The organism is Cryobacterium sp. TMS1-20-1 (assembly GCF_004402355.1).
Lineage (GTDB): Bacteria > Actinomycetota > Actinomycetes > Actinomycetales > Microbacteriaceae > Cryobacterium > Cryobacterium levicorallinum.
This window is the reverse complement of the sequence record NZ_SOGF01000049.1, coordinates 42,023-62,093: the sequence shown is the minus strand read 5'-3', so window position 1 is coordinate 62,093 and position 20,071 is coordinate 42,023. Positions and strand designations below refer to the sequence as shown.

General features: G+C 62.1%; 17 protein-coding genes and 1 pseudogene. 6 read left to right on the top strand and 12 right to left on the bottom strand.

What is annotated here, in order from left to right; translation table 11 throughout:
• Positions 1 to 80 precede the first annotated feature (80 nt).
• From E3O45_RS10345 to E3O45_RS10330, 4 genes are all read right to left on the bottom strand, one after another.
• Positions 81 to 1,373: a hypothetical protein gene (locus E3O45_RS10345; protein ID WP_134443331.1), complete on the bottom strand. Its 1,293-nt coding sequence runs from the start codon at positions 1,371 to 1,373 to the stop codon at positions 81 to 83.
• A 33-nt stretch (positions 1,374 to 1,406) separates the two neighbouring features.
• Positions 1,407 to 1,967 (bottom strand): hypothetical protein, encoded by a 561-nt coding sequence (locus tag E3O45_RS10340; protein ID WP_134443330.1) that lies wholly within the window; start codon positions 1,965 to 1,967, stop codon positions 1,407 to 1,409.
• A 783-nt stretch (positions 1,968 to 2,750) separates the two neighbouring features.
• Positions 2,751 to 3,314, bottom strand: coding sequence for a DUF4913 domain-containing protein (locus E3O45_RS10335; protein WP_241985316.1), 564 nt, complete (start codon positions 3,312 to 3,314; stop codon positions 2,751 to 2,753).
• 8 nt (positions 3,315 to 3,322) lie between these two features.
• Positions 3,323 to 3,784 (bottom strand): single-stranded DNA-binding protein, encoded by a 462-nt coding sequence (locus tag E3O45_RS10330; protein WP_134443329.1) that lies wholly within the window; start codon positions 3,782 to 3,784, stop codon positions 3,323 to 3,325.
• A gap of 288 nt (positions 3,785 to 4,072) precedes the next feature.
• On the opposite strand from E3O45_RS10330, the gene E3O45_RS17540 reads away from it, so the two are divergent.
• From E3O45_RS17540 to E3O45_RS10320, 3 genes are read left to right on the top strand one after another with little or no spacing between them, the layout of a single operon-like run.
• Positions 4,073 to 4,249: a hypothetical protein gene (locus E3O45_RS17540; protein ID WP_166789462.1), complete on the top strand. Its 177-nt coding sequence runs from the start codon at positions 4,073 to 4,075 to the stop codon at positions 4,247 to 4,249.
• A gap of 30 nt (positions 4,250 to 4,279) precedes the next feature.
• On the top strand, positions 4,280 to 5,014 hold the full coding sequence (locus E3O45_RS10325; protein ID WP_241985315.1) for a hypothetical protein: 735 nt from the start codon (positions 4,280 to 4,282) through the stop codon (positions 5,012 to 5,014).
• Between the two features lie 10 nt (positions 5,015 to 5,024).
• Positions 5,025 to 5,567, top strand: coding sequence for a GIY-YIG nuclease family protein (locus E3O45_RS10320; RefSeq protein ID WP_134443328.1), 543 nt, complete (start codon positions 5,025 to 5,027; stop codon positions 5,565 to 5,567).
• 379 nt (positions 5,568 to 5,946) lie between these two features.
• Here the strand turns inward: E3O45_RS10320 and E3O45_RS10315 are convergent, their stop codons facing one another.
• Genes E3O45_RS10315 through E3O45_RS10300 form a run of 4 tightly spaced genes read right to left on the bottom strand, consistent with a single transcriptional unit; the run spans position 5,947 to position 10,751 of the window.
• Positions 5,947 to 7,758, bottom strand: coding sequence for a type IV secretory system conjugative DNA transfer family protein (locus E3O45_RS10315; protein ID WP_134443327.1), 1,812 nt, complete (start codon positions 7,756 to 7,758; stop codon positions 5,947 to 5,949).
• A 27-nt stretch (positions 7,759 to 7,785) separates the two neighbouring features.
• Positions 7,786 to 8,784: a DNA-processing protein DprA gene (gene dprA / locus E3O45_RS10310; RefSeq protein WP_134443326.1), complete on the bottom strand. Its 999-nt coding sequence runs from the start codon at positions 8,782 to 8,784 to the stop codon at positions 7,786 to 7,788.
• 12 nt (positions 8,785 to 8,796) lie between these two features.
• Entirely contained in the window at positions 8,797 to 10,296 is a 1,500-nt protein-coding gene (locus tag E3O45_RS10305; protein ID WP_134443356.1) for an ATP-binding protein, read from the bottom strand.
• Positions 10,297 to 10,319: 23 nt separating this feature from the next.
• Positions 10,320 to 10,751: a hypothetical protein gene (locus tag E3O45_RS10300; protein WP_134443325.1), complete on the bottom strand. Its 432-nt coding sequence runs from the start codon at positions 10,749 to 10,751 to the stop codon at positions 10,320 to 10,322.
• A gap of 488 nt (positions 10,752 to 11,239) precedes the next feature.
• Here E3O45_RS10300 and E3O45_RS10295 point away from each other — a divergent pair, with 488 nt between their 5' ends.
• A complete protein-coding gene (locus E3O45_RS10295; protein WP_166789461.1) occupies positions 11,240 to 11,995 on the top strand; it encodes a DUF4241 domain-containing protein in 756 nt (251 codons plus the stop codon).
• Between the two features lie 69 nt (positions 11,996 to 12,064).
• Here the strand turns inward: E3O45_RS10295 and E3O45_RS10290 are convergent, their stop codons facing one another.
• From E3O45_RS10290 to E3O45_RS10280, 3 genes are read right to left on the bottom strand one after another with little or no spacing between them, the layout of a single operon-like run.
• Entirely contained in the window at positions 12,065 to 13,528 is a 1,464-nt protein-coding gene (locus tag E3O45_RS10290) for an SCO6880 family protein (RefSeq protein WP_134443323.1), read from the bottom strand.
• A gap of 2 nt (positions 13,529 to 13,530) precedes the next feature.
• A complete protein-coding gene (locus tag E3O45_RS10285) occupies positions 13,531 to 14,859 on the bottom strand; it encodes a conjugal transfer protein TrbL (protein WP_134443322.1) in 1,329 nt (442 codons plus the stop codon).
• A gap of 29 nt (positions 14,860 to 14,888) precedes the next feature.
• Positions 14,889 to 15,158 (bottom strand): DUF6112 family protein, encoded by a 270-nt coding sequence (locus E3O45_RS10280; RefSeq protein WP_134443321.1) that lies wholly within the window; start codon positions 15,156 to 15,158, stop codon positions 14,889 to 14,891.
• Between the two features lie 295 nt (positions 15,159 to 15,453).
• Between E3O45_RS10280 and E3O45_RS10275 the strand changes: the two genes are divergently transcribed.
• Positions 15,454 to 17,235, top strand: a complete 1,782-nt coding sequence (locus E3O45_RS10275) for a serine/threonine-protein kinase (RefSeq protein ID WP_166789460.1) — start codon at positions 15,454 to 15,456, stop codon at positions 17,233 to 17,235.
• Positions 17,236 to 17,266: 31 nt separating this feature from the next.
• On the opposite strand, the gene E3O45_RS10270 is transcribed toward E3O45_RS10275, so the two are convergent.
• Positions 17,267 to 18,589, bottom strand: a complete 1,323-nt coding sequence (locus E3O45_RS10270) for a hypothetical protein (protein ID WP_134443319.1) — start codon at positions 18,587 to 18,589, stop codon at positions 17,267 to 17,269.
• A gap of 252 nt (positions 18,590 to 18,841) precedes the next feature.
• Here E3O45_RS10270 and E3O45_RS18430 point away from each other — a divergent pair.
• Positions 18,842 to 20,044: pseudogene (locus E3O45_RS18430) on the top strand (IS30 family transposase).
• Positions 20,045 to 20,071 lie beyond the last annotated feature (27 nt).

The following is a 20,071-nucleotide window of genomic DNA, read 5'->3' as shown; positions in this document are numbered from 1 at the left end:
GATTTCGGAGGGGAACCTTGATGGACACAGATTCCGTCGCCAGGTCTGCGAGCCCCCACGATCAAATGAAGTCTTTGTGGTTAACCTCGGTTGCTGTATTCGACGTCGATCGACAATTCCTCAATGAGAACGCGACGATTGATGATCTCGTGCTGGATGAGCCGCCCGTCATGCACGGCTGGCTTGTCTGGGAAGTCCGCAAAACGGTCGTTGCTCAGAACGAACGAGGTGGGATCTTGGGCTGCAGCGAGGATGGTCGCGTCCGCGCCCGCCTTTGATGCGACGATATGCACCTTCACCCCTGGAAGTTGCGACCTGAGAGTGTCATCGTTCACGCCAAGTTTCTTACGTATCGATGCATCGAATACCACGATGAGGTCGAGGTCGTCAGGCAGGTGATCGCACACCGCCCGCAGTGCGTAGAGTCCGATCAACTTGCCATCCTCGTAGCAAAGGTTGCTGCCATCGATGACGAGCATATGGACATCGAGCGAGCCAATTCGCGCGATTTCTCTAAGCCTGCTTTCCAGCTTGTCGGTGTTCCGCTCGAAGCTTTTGATCGCTCTGCCGGTTCGCTTGATGACCTCCCTCGGAGACCCCGTGCCAAACCTGCGTTCGCAATCCTCGTGGATCTGCTTCAGCGCGAAACGATCGCCCGCGTCGCCTAATCCGCGCTCCAACCGCTTGGCCGTGTCGAGATCCGACTTCAGCCCGTCCAGCTGCCTTCGTAGATCCAAGAACTCACGCAGGGGAACCTCGAGCTTTATGCTGAGCGCCTTCTCTCGCGTCTCCCACTTTTCGAGCTCGGCACTTGCGTGCTCGATCTCAGCATCGAGGCCGACCAAGCTGGCCGCAGCCGCCTCCCGGCCGAACGTCGAGTATTGCGTCAGCGATTCTTGCGCACTGGTAATGGCTGCCAGCGCGCGGTCGCGCTCGTCACCGTACCGGTGAAGGTTCGCGCCGCACTTCTCGATCTGGGCGAGGTACTGCGCCAGCTCCCTCTTGGCCATGGAACGGGTCTCGGAGAACCAGTAATGCGGATTCCATCCCGCGAGGGTGGCCGGACGAACGCGCTCGGCGCATTCTGTGGCATTCGCGAGAGCGGTTTCGAGTTCCGCGAGCTGACTATTGATGCTCGCGACCGCACGCGCCTCAACTTCGCCAAGTCCGACCGCCGCGGAGGGGTCAAAGGCGTCATACCAGCCGAGCTGAAAGCGAAGATCGGCTGTCGTCGCGCGCAGCTCGCCTAGGACTATCTTGAGGGATTGGACCTGCGCCGTCAGCGGGTTATATTCCACCATGTTGATTCCGATGTTCCATTCGATGCCGCATGCCTCATAAAGGGCTAGGTCGACCAGGAGGAGGCCGCACATTGGCCTCGCACTTGGTTATGGCTCAGCTCGCGGTCAGCCCTCTGCTGGTGCGTCGTCGCGCGTCTCGGTTCGCATACGTTCGCAGGCAGCTGTCGCCTTACGCTGCGCGCGCTCGGCACGCCGACGTTCGATGGCGGGCTTCATACGATTGTCCCACGCGGGCTTGCCCAAGACATAGGCGAGAGTGCCGACGACGACGACGACACCGACGACTACAACCGCAACGACAACGACAACCCTACGGTCGCTTGCGTTGGCAGTCGGATCGGCGAGCTGATCGACCGTGACGGGTTGCTCAATTGCTGCAACAGATTCTGGCGGCCGCTTCGGCCTAACGACTTTTGTTTGGATGACGTCGTCCTGGTTGAGCAGGCTGAGATTGTTGTAGAGGTACCGATGGGTCTGATCATCATCGGCGACAAAGTCGCTTTTGTAGCGGCTGTCAGCCCACGAGGTGTTGCCGCTCGCGTGCACGTGCAGCTTTCCGTCGGTGATGGTGTATCTGCGGTCCTCGCTGGAGTTCTTGCCCTCATAGCTCGTCGTCGTCGAGAAGCCCTCATTCTGCTCAAGCAGTTGCCTGCGCACATCCGGCATAAGTCGCATGGCATCCTCTCGGGTGTTGTTGGGATTTTCTGCTTGCCATCCTATGGGCACAACCGTGCGGGGATACGATGCGAAATTGAGCGCGGCCCGGGATCTCGCGAAGACGCCTGACCGCGCCGTCACCTTCGTTGGGGAAGTGGCGGTACATCTAGCCGCCCGTTAGCGGGACGTTTCCTGTGGGAACGGCACCACGCGGACAGGGATGAGCCTTCTGGCTGAGCCAACGTGTCGTGTCTAACCTGTCCGTAAAGAATTCTCGCAGAGGTGCGTCATCTGCGGCCGCAGGAGACCTTGGCCTAAACAGCTCGTATTCGCGTCACCGCTGGGCAGGACTCTCGCGCAGCGTGGCGGCCCGGGGTCGAGGTATGAGGCAGAGACCGCATTGCGAAGCAACGCATCACAGGACGACGGATCCGCAGCGCTCACCGGAGTGGTTTGGGGCGCGGGTGGGTCATGATGAGTGCTCTCGAAGGCGCTCAGCTGGAGAAACGGCGCTGGGAAAGCTGAGCGTTAGAGTAACGAATCTCGCTGCGGATCGGCTTCGAGCGGACACACTCGTGAACGCCCGCTTTACCGCCTGGGCGGGTGTCCTCGTCCCGACCGTAGTTGGCCCTAAAGAATGCGACCCGATGGAGGGCGCCTTGCCCGTGCAAGGAGCGGTCGAGTCTTGCGGCTGCAGTTTTCAGGGTCGGGCCTTCTTGCCGCACGTGGAATTTGCGGATCACGCGGAGCAAACCCGATTGCGCTCTTCGCGACGTCTGCTCTGGCGGCATATCAACTGGATTTGGCGCAAGCATAGAACTCAGCCTCGGCTTGACGTCGTTTGGCGACGTCGTCGGTGACGAACTGGGCGAAGTCCTTGTCGCGGTCGCCGATCGGGATGTCCTCGATGGCGTCGGCGGGCGGTTCTCCTGGCCAGGTGGTCTGACGGGTGGGGCGGTCTCGATCCAAGCGCGTGCCGGATGTTGCCACCCAGTCGTGGAGGCGTTGGCGGGCGTCGGCGAAATCACGGTGCCAGCCGAAGGGGGCGGAGCCGTGCTGGTCGGGGTCGTAGGCGCAGAGCCAGTGCAGGTGCAGGGCGGAGAGCTCCCAGACGAGTTCGGGGTGCCGGTGCCAGAACGGTGGCACGACGGACGCTGGGAGTCCATACGTCCGTCGTAGCCAGTTCACCCACCGGTTGAGTTCGATCCATTCGGTTTCGGCTTCGTCGCCGGTGAGGAGGTTCCAATTGACCGGATGCGGCGGCTCTACAACGAGAGGCCCGTCGAGGTCGTCTGACTCCTCGCCGAGCGGGGCATCGTCACCGCCGGGCGGCCACTCAATCGGGAGTTCTACCATCGCCGCAGTCAGATTCCAATTGCGGCGGAGTCGGTGCGAACGGGCGTTGCCTCATGGGAAATGACCTGCTGGGTGGCCGATGCGTCCCGCTCGGGACTGGTGGGTGAGCGGCGTGTTTTTCGGTCGACGTCGTAGTTGGTGCGGGCGAGGTCGTGGCCGATCTTCTTCGCAACGAACTCCTCACGCTGGATGATCTCGCCCTCGCGCTCGATCTCAAAGTTGCGAACGTAGCCTTCGGCGACGAAGCTGTCACCTTTGGCGAACCGCGTGAGCGCCCGATCCGCAGTGGCTCGGTAGGCGACGAGGTCGTGGAAGGTCGGCTCGAGCACGGTAAAACTGCCATTGTCCTCGCGACGAAAGTGCGGCTGGCCGATGCGGACGCTGAAACGGGTTTCACCGTTCTCGGCGACCGATTGCTGCGCCTCCGAGGCGATGAAACCTGACAGCGATTGTTGGGTGTGAAATGCCATGAAACTCAACCTCCTGTAACAGAGCGAACCGTCTTGATCCACGTCAACTAAGAGGTGCGCTCCGCGCCACGTCCATGGTCCTGCCCAGGGGCTGCCGCATGCCGGCCCGCGTGTGCGATGTCCCAAGCGACCGGACTTCAATGTTGATATTGCAGCGTCGGCCGGATGCGTCAACGTTGCTCTGCTCGACTGGCTCCATGGAGAAAAGGAAGTGGCCAGGTTCGGGGATGGGGCTGAAAAGGCTATGCAGAGCGATCCGACAGTTTGTGTCAAACCAGTAGAAGGGACTTGCAGACAACACTTCCGACACGGCTGAGCCCTTCGTTCCGGGCGGAGCTGGAACGCATCAAAGAAGCGATGAACCTCGGCCCGGATGTGGCGAGCCTTTGGCGTCCGTCGCCGTCGCTGGATCGAATCTCCACCGACGCGGAGTCGACAGTGACGGAGGACGTCGGTGGCTTCTGAGAGCATATGTTCATGACTGAAATTGCATACATGGTGCGCGAAGACTGGGCTCAGCACGGCACCGCGATGGAGCCGCAGAGTGCGGTCATCCGCGAGTGGATCGGTGAGGCTCCGTATCTTTTCGCGGTGACCGACGTAGAGAAGTTCGTTAATGACGAGCGCGGCGCCGATGTCGAGGCCGCCGAGTTTGTCGCGCCCGACCGGACGACGCGCACCTTGTTCAATATCCGAGAGGTCGGCATGCTAAAGCGCGATGACAAGGTCATCGACCATGCCATTGCGGTGCTTCATCCGTTCGAGCAACGGGACCTCGAGCTCATTCGCGAAGCTGTGGAGACTGGCTCTGTCAGTCGCCTGTTCGTGCTCGTCTGGTCACCGCGCGACGTCGTACGGACCTGGCTTGACGGCTCAGGTGCGCTCAATCTTCACACCGGCGAGGCCTTGACGGCGCCAGCCCCACTCATGGTCGAGGCCTGTCGCATGATGATCGATCATCAGTACAACGGGCTGAGCTCTGGACCCGGCAAGGACGCCGTTGTGCAGCTCGTCCGCGCGTTCTCAACGGACGGCTACACGATCGAGGTCGATGTCTGGCTCCGAGCCTATTTCGCGGCCGGTGGCAACTTCCACCACGCCGAATCCATCGAGAAGCTGGTCAAGGAAATGAAGACCGGAACAAAGCACCGGGTGAAGCCGCGCTTCCCCGACAACATCTTCGAGATCATTCGGGAGCGCCTGCAGGAGCGTGCGGCGGTCGAGGCGTGAGGAACGACAGGTGAGCGTCACACTGCTCGAAGACGCGTCATTCAGGCCTGCAGGCGAGATTGACAAGGATGTGCCGGATGCGTTCGGTGTTTACGCCATTCGGCTTGCGGGCGGCGTGGAACTGCCCGAACCGTTCGAGACATTACTTTCTGTCCGCCGGACCCGCTTGATCTACATCGGTAAAGGGACGTCGCTCAAGAAGCGCATGCTCGGTAACGAGCTTCGCGGACGCGGCCACGGCACTTTCTTTAGAAGCGTCGGGGCGGTGCTCGGGTATCGTCCGCTGGCCGGATCGCTGGCCTCCAAGGCGAACAAATACAACTTCAGCTTCCAGAAGCAGGACCGAGAGGCCATCGTCGGGTGGATCAACGCGAATCTTGAGGTCAATTGGGTAGTTCTCCCTGAAGCCGACGTCCGGGCGACCGAAGCGGCGCTCATCCTCGACCAAGCGCCGTTACTCAATCTCGACGGCAACCCGCGAGCTCTGGTCGAGCTCGATGAGCTTCGGGGGCTGTGTCGAATCCTCGCATCGGGACCGGCATCGCTGTCATAGAAAGGACCTCGGCCGGAGGTTTGTAAGGATCGCGCTCGTGCTTCGTGGTTAGCGTCAGCTACTTGCTCGCAAGGCATCACGCACCATCCTTGTGTCATCGACGGACTCCCTCGACGAGCAGACACTGAAATCTCAATGCGGCGGTTTTACGATCGCGAGCTACTCATCGATCTCGTCGCGATCGATATCCTCGCGATCGCTATCCTCGTCACCGATTATCACCATCGCGTAAAGCGGCATCCAGAATCGAGCCCTCACCTTTGGGGTTCAGGTCGCAGCTAAGTGGACTTCATCGCCAATCAGACGCGGCTACCCGCTGACCGTCGACCGTCGGCCGTCCTGATCTTGCTTAGGCTGGGCGATCGCGGCCGAAGAACCGCTATTCCGCTTGGCCGGCAGGTTGCTCCGCGGGCTGGTCGAAATTGGGTTCGCGCATCAATCCTTCGATTTCCTCCCGGTTGGCACGCAGCATCTTTGCGTCGGGGCGTGCGGTCCACATGTGCAAGCTCGCGATGATGGGTGGGGCCGCGCGGAGCATGATGAGACCGGTGCCGAACGGCAGGGTGCGGATGGTGTCGGGCGGCATGATCGGGACGCGGCGAATGGAACGCTGAGCTGAGCGTGAACCGCGGTCACCGATGGTCGTGGAGTCAGTGGCCTCGTCGCGGTCGCCGATGAGGGTCGAGAGGTCGTGGAGGTCTTTTGAGTTTGATCCTCCGCCGAGCACGATCTTGACGATCGATGAGTCCCAGATAGTGCCGGCCGCGTTGTCGCTCCATTTTGTGCGTGCCTGGGAGAGTGACTGGAGCACCGGCATGGTCGTGATGCCGGTCCCGCCGCCTTCGGCCATGAGGTTCGGGAGGGAGGGGAGTGGTGCGAGGTTGCCGATCTCGTCGAGCGCAAGCAACAACGGTGGGTCGAGGCGCGCACCCGCGCTTCGTGCGGCGATGCGGCGTGCGGTCTCGACCAGGTCCTCGACGAACGCGGACACGAGCGCGGCGGAGTTGTTCGAGCCCGCTCCGGTGGCGAGGAGATACAGGGTGCCATTGCTACGCAAGAACCCTTCGGGGTCGAACCCCTCGCCCTCGCTCGGTGAGACGGCATCCAGCACGCGCGGGTCGGCCAGCGCACCCAACGACAGTGAAACGCCCTGCCAGATGGAGTCGCGCGTGCGGGGGTCGGCTTCGAGCATGGCTTGGAGGGAGTCGCCCCAGCCGGTGGCCGCGGCCAGGGTGCTCATCAGGATGGAGACCGCGTCGTGGGCTGCGGCCGGATCGAGGGTCCAGCGGAACAGCTCGGCGGGCTGGCAGCTGTCTAGCGCTGCCGCGTGCAGCAGGCATTGCAGGGCGGTTCGGGTTTTGGCTTCCCAGAATCCGCCTCCGTCGACTCCGCCTGCAGCGAGTCCGGTGCCGGCGGCGAGTCCTGACGCGCGGATCATCGCCGTGAGTGGGTCTTCGCAGCCCCGGATCGGCGACCACCGAAGTCCTACAGGCACGCCCGCTGCGAGCCGTTGGGGATCGAATACCGCGACGGGGCCCATCCGCTGCCGTGCGCGAAGAGTTGTCGTCAGGTTGTCGGGGCGAGTGGACGTGGTCACGACCGGACCGGGGGCGTCGAGGATGGCATTGATCACGATGTGCGCCCCTTTGCCGGAGCGCGGCGGACCGATGACCAGGATGGAGTCCTCGACGCTCGCCCAGACGGTGGTGTTGCGGGATCGGCCGATTCGGTAGCCGACGTCGCCGGGGCCGGCGTTCTTGAGGGAAGGTCGAAGGTGCGCCGCGCGCTTCATAAGCGCCGAGTGTGACGCGGCCCGCGATACCTCGGCGCTCGTCGCTATTCCCAGGATGTGGTGAGGGTCGACCTTGGCCGTGTGGCCCGTGCCTCGGAACACCCGCCATAACCAGAATGCCGCCGTCACCGCCAGACCGAGCATCAAGATCGTAGTAAGCCAGTAGGCGACGGGGTTCAGGCCGGGTGCCTGCAGAGCCGCCGACGGATGACCCGGGTCGAGCAGCACGGCAAGCCCGGTCGCCGGCCCGCCGGCAGGTTGCCGGGTGCTGGTCGCCCAGGAGGTGACAGCACCCGCGGCACGAAGGAGGAGGGCGAAGCCCGCCGTACTGATCAGCAGTCCGATGCCCAGGTTGGCAAGCTCATCGCCAAGCGCAGCGTGCGGTCGCGGAGTGTTCATCGGTCGTGTCCCCGTTCGGCGGAAGTGTTAGAACGTTAGGTGAGGGCCGGTTCGGGTGAACCGTCTCGTGGGGGAGTATGCGAAGGTCCGGTCTCCGGAGAAGCCGACGGTCGAGTCCAGCAGGTCAGTCACATCCTGTGCATCGGTGATAAGGCTTGCGATCCCTTCCTGGATCAACCGATGGCAGCCGGCACTCGCCGGGCTCGTCACCGGGCCGGGAACGGCGCCGACGGGTCGCCCCAGGGCGTGGGCCTGAGCTGCGACGTTCAGCGAGCCGGATCGATGCCCCGCCTCCACAACGACGGTCGCGCCCGTGAGGGCAGCCAGGATGCGGTTGCGTTGCAGGAACCGCCACCGTGTTGGGGCGGATCCGGGCGGTAGTTCGCTGACGAACAGTCCGCCGCTCTGTTCGATGCGTTCGAAGAGCTGCTCGTGGCCGGTCGGGTAGAGCCGGTCGAGGCCGCCGGCGAGGACGGCGATCGTCGAACCTGGATAGGACACGGTAGCTGCTCGATGCGCTGATTCGTCGATGCCGTAGGCACCCCCAGACACGATCGAGCGGCCTTGCGAAGCGAGATCGGAGGCGAGTTCGGTGGCGACCTGGCTGCCATAAGCAGTTGCGGCATGGGCGCCGACGATGGCAACTCGGGCGGGCAGCGGCGCCGCGAGTTGATTCGGGTCGCCCTTGAGCCAGAGCGCGATCGGCGCGCTGGTACTGAGCTGTTGCAGCTCACCGGGCCAGTCGATGTCCTCTGGCGTCAGCAGTCGCAGATGGTGGCGCTCCATGTCGGCGCGGATGCGATCGACCTGGCCGGGGTTGAGGCGCGGAGCCAGCCGGCGTCGCCACAGTTCGCCCTCTGCGGGGTCAACGCCGTTCGGAAGGCGAACGCCCGAGGTGATCAGCTGCACCGTCTCCGCCGGGCCAAGCCGAGCGATCAACGTTCCTGTGATGACATCGCCGGGCTCGGACAGCGCCGCGAGCATTATTCTTGCTTCTCGCTCGTCGTGCATCACGCTCTCGGTCATGGCAGTCCCTCCTCAATTTGTATGAGATGTGCGTTGCGTGCCCCGCATTGTGGACTCGCCTGTCATCCGGGCGGTCGTGTCGAAGGCCGCGAGCTCGTCGGGGTGGAGTTGATGTTGCACAACAAAGCTGCGGCCCTTGATACGCCAGAGCCCTTGCCCGGTGCCAAGCGTGGGGAGCAGATTTTGTTCGGTTCGGGTGAGACCGAGAGCGGATGCTGTGGATCCGAGCTGGTCCGGTTCCTGGCGGTAAACGATGCGAGTCTCCGCGTTGGCCAGCAGTGACGACGCGAGCGCGCGCATGGCGGAGCCCGAGTCGCCGACATTGTCGAGGTCGCTGAGCTTGTGGAAGATGAGCATGTTCGCGATCCCGAAGTGGCGGGCCAGGCGCCACTGGGCGTCCATCCTGCGCAGTAGCGCCGGATAGGCCATGAGCCGCCAGGCCTCGTCGTAGATGACCCACCGCTGGCCGCCGTCCGGATCCGCAAGTGCGGACTCCATCCACGCCGACGAGCACGTCATCAGCACCGAAATAAGCGTCGAGTTCTCCGCCACCCGCGACAGGTCGAGCGACACCATCGGAAGAGAGGGGTCAAAGCGCACGGTGGACGGTCCGTCGAAGAGCCCGGCGAGGTCACCGGCCACCAGCCGTCGCAGCGCATGGCCAACAAGGCGTCCGTCCTCCGCGAGCCGGCCCTCGTCGTCCGTGGGGTTCGGGGCAAGGATGCGATCAACGACCATCGGCAGGATTGGTACCTTGGCGCTCCGCACAGCATCCGCTAACGCGAGGTCGATGGCCGTGTGTTCGAGGGGGCTGAGGGGTCGATCGAGCACCGTTTCGGCGAGGGCGCCGATCAGGTCGCGGCGCCGCGCGGTCAGTTGTGCCGACCATTCGGCATTGGATGAGGATGCTGCCCGGTGTCCTTCGTCGAGTGGGTTGAGTCGGTTACTGAGTCCGTGGCCGAGGATGATGGCCTTGCCGCCGACGGCTTCGGCGACGGCGGTGTGCTCGCCCTTGGGATCGCCGGGCACGTAGACGCGGCGGCCGAAGGGGAGCGAGCGGGTGTAGAGGGACTTCGCCAGGGAGGATTTTCCAGAGCCGACGATGCCGGCCAGCACGATGTTCGGGGCGGTGATCAGGCCGCGTTGGTAGAGCACCCAGGGGTCGTAGACGAACGAACCGCCCGAGTAGAGGTCTTGCCCGACGAAGACGCCAGCCGAGCCGAGCCCCGCCTCGGCCAGAAACGGGTAGTGACCCGAGAGCGTCGCTGACGTGTCCTGGTGTTTGGGGAGCCGGAGAAGCCCGGGCATCCGCAATTGGGCGGGACCCGATTCTCCGCTCGCGGCCAGGTAGGTCCTCGATCGTGCTTCGTCCCGCTCGGCGCGCCAGCGGGTGCGTGCCTCGAGTCGCTTGGCCTTGCGGGCATCCGCTTCGATCTTCGCCGCGGATCTCCGTCGGGCGTGGCGGTCGCGGCGTGGCTCGCCGTGCGGTTCGACCAGCGAGGCTGTGTGCATCCGCTCGTCTGTGTCGGCGTTTCTCACAGCGCGACCGTGTGCCCTGCCATGTTCGTCGTCCGGTCTCGGGTCGGGGCCCAGATGTCGGCGGCGTGGCGTGCTCGAATCCCAGGCGTGCTTGCCGGTGCCAGCGCGGGTTCCCATTCAGGTGCGACCGGATACCGCCGCAGCAGCGAGACGTACCGGAATTGCGTGCTGTAGGTCAGCGCGTACGGGGAGGCGGCATCTTCGATGGTTCGGTCGGTCGTTCCGGCCGGAATGTGGTCGTAGACATACCCGTTCGTGAGGGCGGCATCGGTGGTCTGCTCGCCGTAGTCCCACTGTTGGAGAAACTGGCGTGCGACAGCGGGTCCGTTGCGATCGATCATGCCCAGAAGTTCCTCGGCTTGCTCTCCCTGCAGAAAGATGACGCTTATCCATCGGGAGTCTGGTGGTTGTGGATGTTGGTCGAACATGTCGGCTCCAATCTGAGTGCTTCACACGACAGGTGTGCACCGTTCACACGCTGCGGCGCAGGGGGGAGTCATCATCGCCCGCGGTGCGATCGGCATCGGCTTTCTCGCTGAGCGGAAACCCGTCAGGGGAACGCGCTCCGTGCCTTTGATTCCGCGCATCCCTCCGGCGGGTTGCCGATTCATGGGCGAGGTGTCTCGAATCCCTGTGTCAAAATCCATGGGTGAGACACATAGGTTTCGAGGCGGTTCGCGTGATGCCCCGGCCCGTGTGCCGAGCAGCTCCCCGCCCAGCAGCTTGTGCACCATCCTGCGCGAGTTCGGCGTTCCGCGAGCTCGATTCCCGCCGCTACCCGTTTGCGAAACCGGGGAGCAGGTTGGACGCTTAGGCCAAGAGTTGGTCCGCGTTGTCAGCCATCGGTAATTTCACTGGTTGGCTACCAGTATCTGGGAAGAAAGGGGCAGTTATGCCACCATGGGTCAGTTCAGTAGTGGACGTTCTACAGCTCGCCATGAACACGGCAGCGTTGGTTGCTGGCGCATTTATCTGGAGGCTGTACGTCGGCAATTTGAAAGCTGCCCTGACCGCACGAGCTGCGGAGATATCGAGTGTCGAGAAAAACCGAGATTTCTGGAAGGACAAGGCACAGGAGTTAGAGAAGCGATCTCCAGAGTTCATGGAGCGCACGCTGGAGGAACGCATACAGACCCGTGAAAGCGAGATCATCCGCCTCAAGGACGACAAAGAAATTAATGCGGAGTCCCTCACTGCCCTGCAACGCGAGAAGGCGAACATAGAATCTGACCTCCTTCGAACGCGTGGTTTCAGGCTGATGCTCGCTCTCGAGGAACGGGAAGAGGATGACGACATGCCGCAGGACCACGAAATTCAAGTCGTCTTTTTGGGCGAAGTGGGCGTCGATAGCGGGATGCTCATGATCACCGATCCGTGTTACATCGATGACGAATGGCAGGGCAGATTGGCACACGATGGCACCCCGGGAGACACCCCGTCCCGTCAAGTCAGGTCAGATCCCGCAGATGACAATGCCCAGGCCCTTCCTCCGTACTCCTTCAGAGGAGCCTGTGAGACGACGAATCCCGATGGATATGGAGAACTCGGCTTCAAGATGGGGCACGCGGGTGCCGGGGTGGTGTTCCACACGGCCTGGGGAGACGGGGCCTACCCCATCTACGGCGAACTGCATGACGGTCGGATTATTCGTGCCTATATCAATGTCAGATAGGGGGCCGTGCACCTGAGCTCAACTTGAGCGTTAGGCCCGGCTTGGGGTATTGATCCACTCTCATCAGGACTACACGCTGCGGCACAGGGGGAGCGCTGCGGCGGTGAAGGCCTGGGCCTGTTGGCCGACGAGTCGGCGGGTTTCGCAGGATGCCTGGATGGCGGCCTGCTCGATCGACGCCACGGCGGCGTCAAGCTCGTCGAGGGTGGGCGCGGTCACGCATACGAGTCCGGTCGTGCGCAGTACGCCGTGGCCGGCGGTGAGGTCGGCCTCCTGGTGCAGGAGGTCGTCGTATTCGGCGGTGGCTCCGGCATCCGCTATTTGGCCGATGCGGGTGCGTTGGTGGGCGTCGCTGATCAGTTCGGTCTTCTTCTTGCGCAGGTCGCGCGCCGCCTGATCGGTGCGGACGGGCAGGTAGTGCAGCGCGACTGTTCGGAGGATGCCGTTGGTGAAGACCATGGGGGAGAGGAATCCGGGGAACACCTGTGACCTGGGCCATTCGCTGATCCAGAGCACGGCGTGGAAGGCGCTGTCGGTGCGGAGGTGATCCCAGCTTTCAGCGACGGCGACAGGGCCGGCGGTTTCCAGCGAGCACCCGATATCCGGGTGGCGTTCTAAGTCGACGCCGACGTCGGGGTCGTATGCCGTGCGGAGTATTCTTGCGAGCTCGTCAGCAGCGAGCCAAGTGCCGACGGTGAGGTCCGCTGCGCGCAGGGACGCGGTGAGGGCGGTCATTTCCTGGCGCAGCACGGCCGCCGCGCCGCGCATGCCGCCGCCTTGCGTGCGGACCTGACGTGAGGCAGCGGTGAGGTCTAGGGAGACGCTGATCGTCGTCGCATGGCGTTCGTTGGTGGGGCCGGCGCGCGCGATGAGTTCGCGGTAGGTGGCGGCGGCCCAACTGTCGTCGTTGCTGCCGTGCCGTTCCCACCACTCGGCCAGTCCGGTGCCGGAATCGGGCAGCGTGCGTTCCGAGACCTGCAGGCGCGCGATTCGCCCGGACCTGCAGGCACTGGCGAGCACTCGTCCCCACCCGGCCACTCGGCGATGCTGCTCCCCGGGGTCGAGCAGGGCGAAGGCCGGGTGCGATACCACCACGACCGCGGTGAGAGTGCGCGCGTGAGGGTCGTGGATCATGACCGCGCCTGACTCGGGGTCGTTCCATTCGCGCAGAGCGGATGCGTCGCCCGGCAGCGACAGCGTGCCGACCGGGCGTGGGTGCACGATTCGACGCCGGTACGTGAGCTGCTCTGTGCCGGCGCGCAGCATCCATCGGCTGACGATTGGCACCCACTCGACGATCTTTCGACCCCCGAGGGGAATGAGGGCGATCAACGCGGCGGTGCCCCACAGGGGAGCAGTCCAGGGAATGCCGGAGGCGCCAGTCGTGTAGAGCACGGTGACGATGGTGAGCGTGCCGATGGACAGGGCGATCAATTGCGGGACCGATAGGCCGAGCATGATGCCTCGTTTGGTGAGGCGTGAAAACTGAACTGCTGGCAGTGGGTATTCGGTGCGGGTATTTTCGGTGTCCATGGTTACACGTCCTTGCCTGGTGGGGAGAAGGTCCCGGGTGATGGCCGTGATGTGCTGGGTGTGGCGGTGTTACTCGAGGACTGGCTGTGGGCATCCGCTGCCTGTCCGACCGTGCTGGCCATGTTCGGGCCGGCTTGGGCCGCGGCCTTGACGACTTCCGCGACGACGGAGACGCCCGCGGTCGCCGCCCCTGCTGCTGCGCCTGCGCCGGCCGTTCCAGCCTTGGCGGATGCGCCCTTGGCGGCAGCGCCGCCACCGCCCGATCCATTGCCCGACGATGTGGGACCAGGCCCTCCACCGCTCGATGAGGTTGTCGGGGCGGGGCCGCCTTGTGGTGCCTTTCCGTTTCCGCCGTCACCGCTGGGCTCGAGGATCTTCTTCGGGTCGTCGACCATCGGTGCTTTCGGTACCGGGACGGGGCGGTTCATCGCCGACTTCGCTTCCTGTTCGCTGGACATCGCGTGGTACATGTCGACCCCCAAGAAGTTGAGGAATTTGTAGGTGATGTATGGGGCGAAGGCTGCGATGAACATCAAGACGATTCCGGCGATCGGATCGCTGACGGAGGCCAGGTCGGCATCGATCGGTGCCGAGACTTGCGCGACCGCCACCAAGAAGATCACGACAAGCACGAGTTTCGAGAGGATGAGGGCCATCACGAACGCGACCCATTTCGAGAACCATCCTTTGGCGGCATCCCAGGTCGCGCCGGCGAGCGCGATGGGCCCGAAGACGATCGCCACAAGCAGCAGGGCTTTGCGGATGAGGAGGGAGAACCAGACGATGGCCGCGCCTGTGATCGCGAGTGAGGACAGGAAGATGGTGACGATCGCGCCGACGCCGGGGGCTCCGAGGCTGATGGCTGTGAGGCCGGTGGCGAGGAGGGCGATGCGGTCGCCCATGCCTTCCATCGTGTTGCCGCTCGCGACGACGACTCCGATCGTGAGCTGATCCGTGATTTCGAGGAGCAGGCCGGTGATGGTGATGATGACAAATGATCCGAGTACCGACTTAGCGACGCCGATCGCGGCTCGGGAGAGCGCTGTCGGGTCGCGGTGAACGAGGCCGGTGAGAAGTTGAAGGCAGAACAACACCAGGGTGACGAAGACGGCCACGCCGAAGAGCACGTTGTAGACGTCGATGTACGCCGGGTCGGTGACGTCGACGAGCGTGGTGGAATCAAAAGCTGCCCAGACGGACTCGAACAGCCAGGCTGCGGCTGAGCCCATCGCATGCGCAAGCCAATCGAACGGCGCCGCGACCAATGCAGCGGCGCCTTCACCCGCAGTCCTGCAGACGTCGGCGATTACCGGCACGTCGCACACGCTCATCTGGAGCCCCGTTCAGGTGGGAATCGGGGTCAGACGGCTTGGCCGACGGTCCAGAAGAAGTTCACCAATGTGACGGCTGAGCCGCAGATGATGGCGGCGCCGCAGGCGACCAGCACGCCCACCTTGCCGCGCGAGGCGAGGTGCGGGTTGGACGAATTGGCGCCGAAGCCCCACACGATCGCCGCGATGATCAGCGCGAGCACGCTCAGGATCAGTCCGACGGTCATCACGGCGCCGACAATGATGCGCAGTTGCTCGATGCCGGGAAGGCCCGTCCCGTTAGGTGTGATGTCGATCATCGGTGGCTCCCTCAGTCGGTTGATGCGTACGACTGGGAGGTGCGCAGGCGCAACCGCGTTCGCGCAGGCACAGAGTGGACCGTCTGATCGCCGTTACTGCCCCGATTACGTGGTGGCCACGTACGGTGCGAGTGAAGGCCACTGCCGCGAACCATGAACCGTGTCGTTTAGAGCCACAGTTGGTGTCGTTCAGAGACGCCCAACACTGTCGATCACAATGGTTTCTGTCATTGACGTGATGATGACAGCCAGGTGCGCACCGCGCCTCGTCGCAGGGCCATGTAGCTTGATCACCATGAAGAAGCGCGAAGTTCTTGAGATCGACGATGTCGTCTATACCCTCGAGTCACTCCTCGGACAAGGCGGGGCGGCCAAGGTCTGGCGGGTGCGTTCCTCGGCCGATGGACTGATCTACGCCCTCAAGCGAATCGCAAAGGCCGAGGGATCGAGTGAACGGCACGAGCGATTCCGCAATGAGATCACCTTCGGCATTGCAGCGAGGCACCAAAACGTCGTGAAAATCCACGCGCAAAACGAGGACGCGGATTACTTCAACTACACCATGGACTTTTACTCGAAAAACCTACGCGAGATCATTGATGAGGAGACCAACTACGAGGTGCTTCTCAACTACCTCACGCAGCTCTGCGATGGCCTCGCCTACGTGCATGCTAAGGACGTCGTGCACCGCGATATCAAGCCCGAGAATATCCTCGTCGACAGCGACAACCGACGGCTCGTCCTCGCGGATTTCGGAATCGCTCATTTCAAAGACTCGTCTCTCACCAAACGAGGTGACCTCCTAGTCAACCGCAACTACCTGGCCCCTGAGCAGATGACGAAAAACAATGCAAGAGGAATCGGGAAGCCAGCGGACATCTTCGCGCTCGGACTCATCATGACCGAGGCCTTCACCAAGCAGAACTCCCGCGGCGCGCGGCATAAGCGGGTGAGTGATATTTACCCGTTTCTCTCTGACCTCGACCGGCTTGTCGACAGAATGATGCTTCAGGACGAGACGCAGCGCATCGGAATAGAAGCAGTACGAGACTCGCTCTACCTGATCAGCCGGCAGGTCGAATCCAGGATCGAAGAGGTTGTGGAGGAACTACGACGTGCTGACGCGCCGACGACTGGGGAATCTCCGGAGACAGACTTGATCCTCGAGCGAGCTGGGAAAGATGTGCTGTCTGCCAAGTACATATTCGAGCGAACCGCCGACGACGAGCTCTCGCGCTACAACCTGAATTACCACTGTGAGATTGGCTACTGTGCGAGCACCGAGCTCTACAACGCCTGCGTCCAGTCGACGATTTACTCGATGTGCAAGAAGAAGTTCGAGTACGAAGCTCACGGGAGTTGGAGCCCGACGGATCTGAATCTGGTTGTCTCCCCAACTAAGGCGAAGCTTATTGACGAATTCGAATCCATTCAACATCTCTACGCGCTGTCGCAGGACTCGATCTGGGGTGGGTTGCCGCGCGTGGCCTCCTACTACTTCCGATTCATCAAGGACTACCACTGCAAAGAGCTCATCCAGAGCATCCGTCAAATGGTTTCGGACTCGGGTGCAGGTTCGCTCCGATCAGATCTCCTCGATGCCCCCATCATTCGGCTCGCCAGGAATGCGAGAAGGTACCTCAAAACGGATCTTTTCGAAGTGACAGAATGGCACCTGGAACAGCTCGAGTTCGAGCGCCATGTAGAGGTCATCTGGGAAGGAACTTGCCTGGAGGACTCCGCCCGGACCGCCCTTGGTGCCGATCTCTTCGACAAGCCACACGATGCCGAATCCATCGCGCACATACTCGATGTTTTTGAAAACCGCTGGAATGTGTCCACCGGAGCACGGGACGACGGAAGCTACTCGATTCACTTCCGATCGAGTGACGAGTACGAGCGCTTCAGCCAGGCGGCGCGCGCCGTTGCAACTTCGTTCTATGTCTTCGAGGGTGATGTACTGGACCTCCTGCGGACTGCGGCCGAGTACGACGATCTAGTCGCACTGGTCTGGGAGCCGACCTACGACATCCGCATCACGTTAGCCAAGATCCTAGGTCTCCGCGAGATCTCATAGGGTCACTCCTACGGAACTTCCGACGCAGACACTAGTAAAAGTCGACTTTTGCCCCCTGGATCGTGATGGACATTCTTCGCAGATCACTGGCAAAAATGTCACCTTCGTCGGTTGACCCAGCTGGGAGCAGCATCAATCGTGCGTAGGTGTGGAGTAGGGGCTCCGAGAAGCTGATTCGCCCATCCTGATTCCTTCGGACTACGCGTCCGCGATCGTCCGTAGCTAGTTGTCGCAGGTAGGTGGTTAGGTTTCCGGATGGATATTTTGGTTCCTGATGATGAATTGTTGAAAGAAGATCGCCATGAAGCGACCCGGATACGTCCGAAAACGCTAGTCCGCTAAGGATGAGTCGGCAATTGTCGTAACCCGTCGATTGTGCCCGGTAGACAGCTTTGTCGAAACGCGAACGCAGCGTCGCCGACGAAGCTTGGACGTAACGGGTGCCGGCATCCCGCAGATCAGATTCTTGAAGCGTGATCTTCTCAAACTGCCGTCGTTTAATATTTCTTGCCAGCAAGCAGTTGAGGGCCAATTGATGAGCCACGCTTCCACTCCCCAACGAGTTCCTTATGATTCCTTCGGTCACTTCTCCGAAATCGACATTCATTAATTGGCCGCCGTGTGAAATGAGGGTCCGAATTTCGGCATCGCTGAGTGGAGGCACAAAGATTTCCGAGATCCGAGACCGCATTTCGGGGTCATATGCCACCACATCCCGAGCAGAGATTGTGGCCCCAACCACGATGACTTTCAGTCGTTCATGATCTCCTCCAAGGTCAGAAAACACCTTCATCGTCTGCGCCAAGAAAACCTTTTCAGCCTCAGGGACCTTGTGAAAATCCTCGATGAGCCAACATTGGCCAGATTGGCCGATAAGCTCGCCCAGCTTCTGAGGAGTTAGCTGCGGTGGCAGCAGCGGCGTCCTCGTGTCACCGTCCGACGTGCTTTCTCGATGCCCGACACTGGCTCGGATACCTTTGATAGAGGCGGCCAGCTCCGCCGACGATTCCGACAGTGAACCACTAGTCTTTTCGCTTATGACCCAGTGGTCAAGAGCGTCGAAGGCCTGCAACAGCATGCCATCGAAGGAGGAAGTCGCAGTACACCTGGTCGTAATGGGACTGCTGTAGTGTTTTGCGAGCTCATTCTTCAATAGTGTGGATTTACCGGAGCCACTTTCCCCGTAGACAATGACCTGGATACCAGGCGTAGCCATCGCGGCTTCCAACAGGGAAACCGGAGTTACTCGAGGAACGAAGTTCAGAACAGCGGGTGCCCCAGGAGTGAAGACTGCATATGCGCTCACCATCTCTGCTGGCTTCGGTTTGCGACGCAACCATCCAGGCAATTTCACGCTGTTCCCCTAACGCAGTGAGCGACCAATTGAGAAAACCCTGGCATTGCCAGCCTTTGTATTAGCTCAATCCCGCTGCGTTCACTCTACACATGCTCCGCCGCCCAGGATTGGCCAACGCTGTCCATGGCAGTCGACTGTTGGCTATGGGTCAAAGACGCTGCCGGTGTCCTAGGCAGTCTAAAGATTCGAGGCATCAATCGCTGGCAAAGTCATATGGTCGTAGCAACGCTCTAGTGATTGGAGCGTTTTATGGTCAAGTTGTTTCCGCCGAATACTCGCACTGAGTTCATTGATCTCGTGTGTGCGGGGATGTCGATCGATCGTGCTGCCCGGCGTGTCGGAGCGGCAGGTGCGACCGGGACGGCGTGGTGGTCGCAGTCTGGGCGGATGAGCATCAATATGGGCATGCACGGTGGCCTCGTCGATCCAGCGCCGGACGTGGATATTGCCGGCGACCGGACGTTGACCGCGTTTGATCGAGGCATGATTCAGATGGGCCGGCGCAGCGGGCTCAGCTATGCCGAGATCGGGAAATCGATCGGTCGAAACAAGTCTGTGGTCTGGCGGGAGGTGAACCGGAATATGGGTGCGGACGGGGTGTATTACGCGTCGGCGGCGCATACCAAAGCGCATCAGGCGCGGCATCGGCCCAAGCCGTTGAAGCTGGCCCTGAACGAGCCGCTGTGCAGCCTGATCGCGGTGTGGATGGACGACGGCTGGAGCCCGAAACTGATCTCCAGCATGTTGGCGTTCTACTGTCCCGAGGATGAGACTATGCAGGTGAGCCACTAGACGATCTATCAGGCGTTATATGTGCAAACCCGCGGAAGTCTGCGGGCAGACCTGGCTGAGAAACTCAGTTTGAAGCGGAAGAAGCGGGTGTCGCACAGCGCTGACCGGCACAAAAACAGCCCTTACAAAGAAGCACTCAAGATCAGTGACCGGCCGCCCGAAATAGCCGATCGAGCCATCCCCGGCCATTGGGAAGGGGACCTCATCATCGGTTGTGACGGGACCGCGATTGGCACCCTTGTGGAGCGCTCGACCCGGTTCGTGATCCTGCTCCACCTGCCCGGCGATCACAGCGCTGACACGGTCGCTGCGGCGATGATCCGCGAGATGGGTAAGCTTCCCGAGCACCTGCGTCGCTCCGTCACCTGGGACCGCGGAACGGAGCTGGCCGAGTACGCCCAGATCCAGACCGCCCTCGATCTGACGCTCTACTTTTGCGACCCGCACTCTCCCTGGCAGCGCGGCAGCAACGAGAACACCAACCGTCTCCTGCGGTTCTGGTTCGAGAAGGGCTCCGACCTCTCGACCCACACCCCCGACGACCTCCAGCGCGTCGCGGCGAAGCTGAACCGCCGCCCACGCCCCACCCTCAACCTCGAAACCCCCGCCTACCGCCTCAACCAGCTACTTCTCGAAGCAAAAACCCCCGCGTTGCCCTGACCACTTGACTTTGCCGCTCTTGACTTC

What these genes read in the sequence shown, in the direction of transcription:
- E3O45_RS10335 (WP_241985316.1), bottom strand. Translation starts at nt 3,314, where the DNA reads ATGGTAGAACTCCCGATTGAGTGGCCGCCCGGCGGTGACGATGCCCCG.
- dprA (WP_134443326.1), bottom strand. Translation starts at nt 8,784, where the DNA reads ATGACCGAGAGCGTGATGCACGACGAGCGAGAAGCAAGAATAATGCTC.
- E3O45_RS10285 (WP_134443322.1), bottom strand. Translation starts at nt 14,859, where the DNA reads ATGAGCGTGTGCGACGTGCCGGTAATCGCCGACGTCTGCAGGACTGCG.
- E3O45_RS10290 (WP_134443323.1), bottom strand. Translation starts at nt 13,528, where the DNA reads ATGGACACCGAAAATACCCGCACCGAATACCCACTGCCAGCAGTTCAG.
- E3O45_RS10280 (WP_134443321.1), bottom strand. Translation starts at nt 15,158, where the DNA reads ATGATCGACATCACACCTAACGGGACGGGCCTTCCCGGCATCGAGCAA.
- E3O45_RS10325 (WP_241985315.1), top strand. Translation starts at nt 4,280, where the DNA reads ATGGTGCGCGAAGACTGGGCTCAGCACGGCACCGCGATGGAGCCGCAG.
- E3O45_RS10300 (WP_134443325.1), bottom strand. Translation starts at nt 10,751, where the DNA reads ATGTTCGACCAACATCCACAACCACCAGACTCCCGATGGATAAGCGTC.
- E3O45_RS10340 (WP_134443330.1), bottom strand. Translation starts at nt 1,967, where the DNA reads ATGCCGGATGTGCGCAGGCAACTGCTTGAGCAGAATGAGGGCTTCTCG.
- E3O45_RS10315 (WP_134443327.1), bottom strand. Translation starts at nt 7,758, where the DNA reads ATGAACACTCCGCGACCGCACGCTGCGCTTGGCGATGAGCTTGCCAAC.
- E3O45_RS10345 (WP_134443331.1), bottom strand. Translation starts at nt 1,373, where the DNA reads ATGTGCGGCCTCCTCCTGGTCGACCTAGCCCTTTATGAGGCATGCGGC.
- E3O45_RS10275 (WP_166789460.1), top strand. Translation starts at nt 15,454, where the DNA reads ATGAAGAAGCGCGAAGTTCTTGAGATCGACGATGTCGTCTATACCCTC.
- E3O45_RS10305 (WP_134443356.1), bottom strand. Translation starts at nt 10,296, where the DNA reads ATGCACACAGCCTCGCTGGTCGAACCGCACGGCGAGCCACGCCGCGAC.
- E3O45_RS10330 (WP_134443329.1), bottom strand. Translation starts at nt 3,784, where the DNA reads ATGGCATTTCACACCCAACAATCGCTGTCAGGTTTCATCGCCTCGGAG.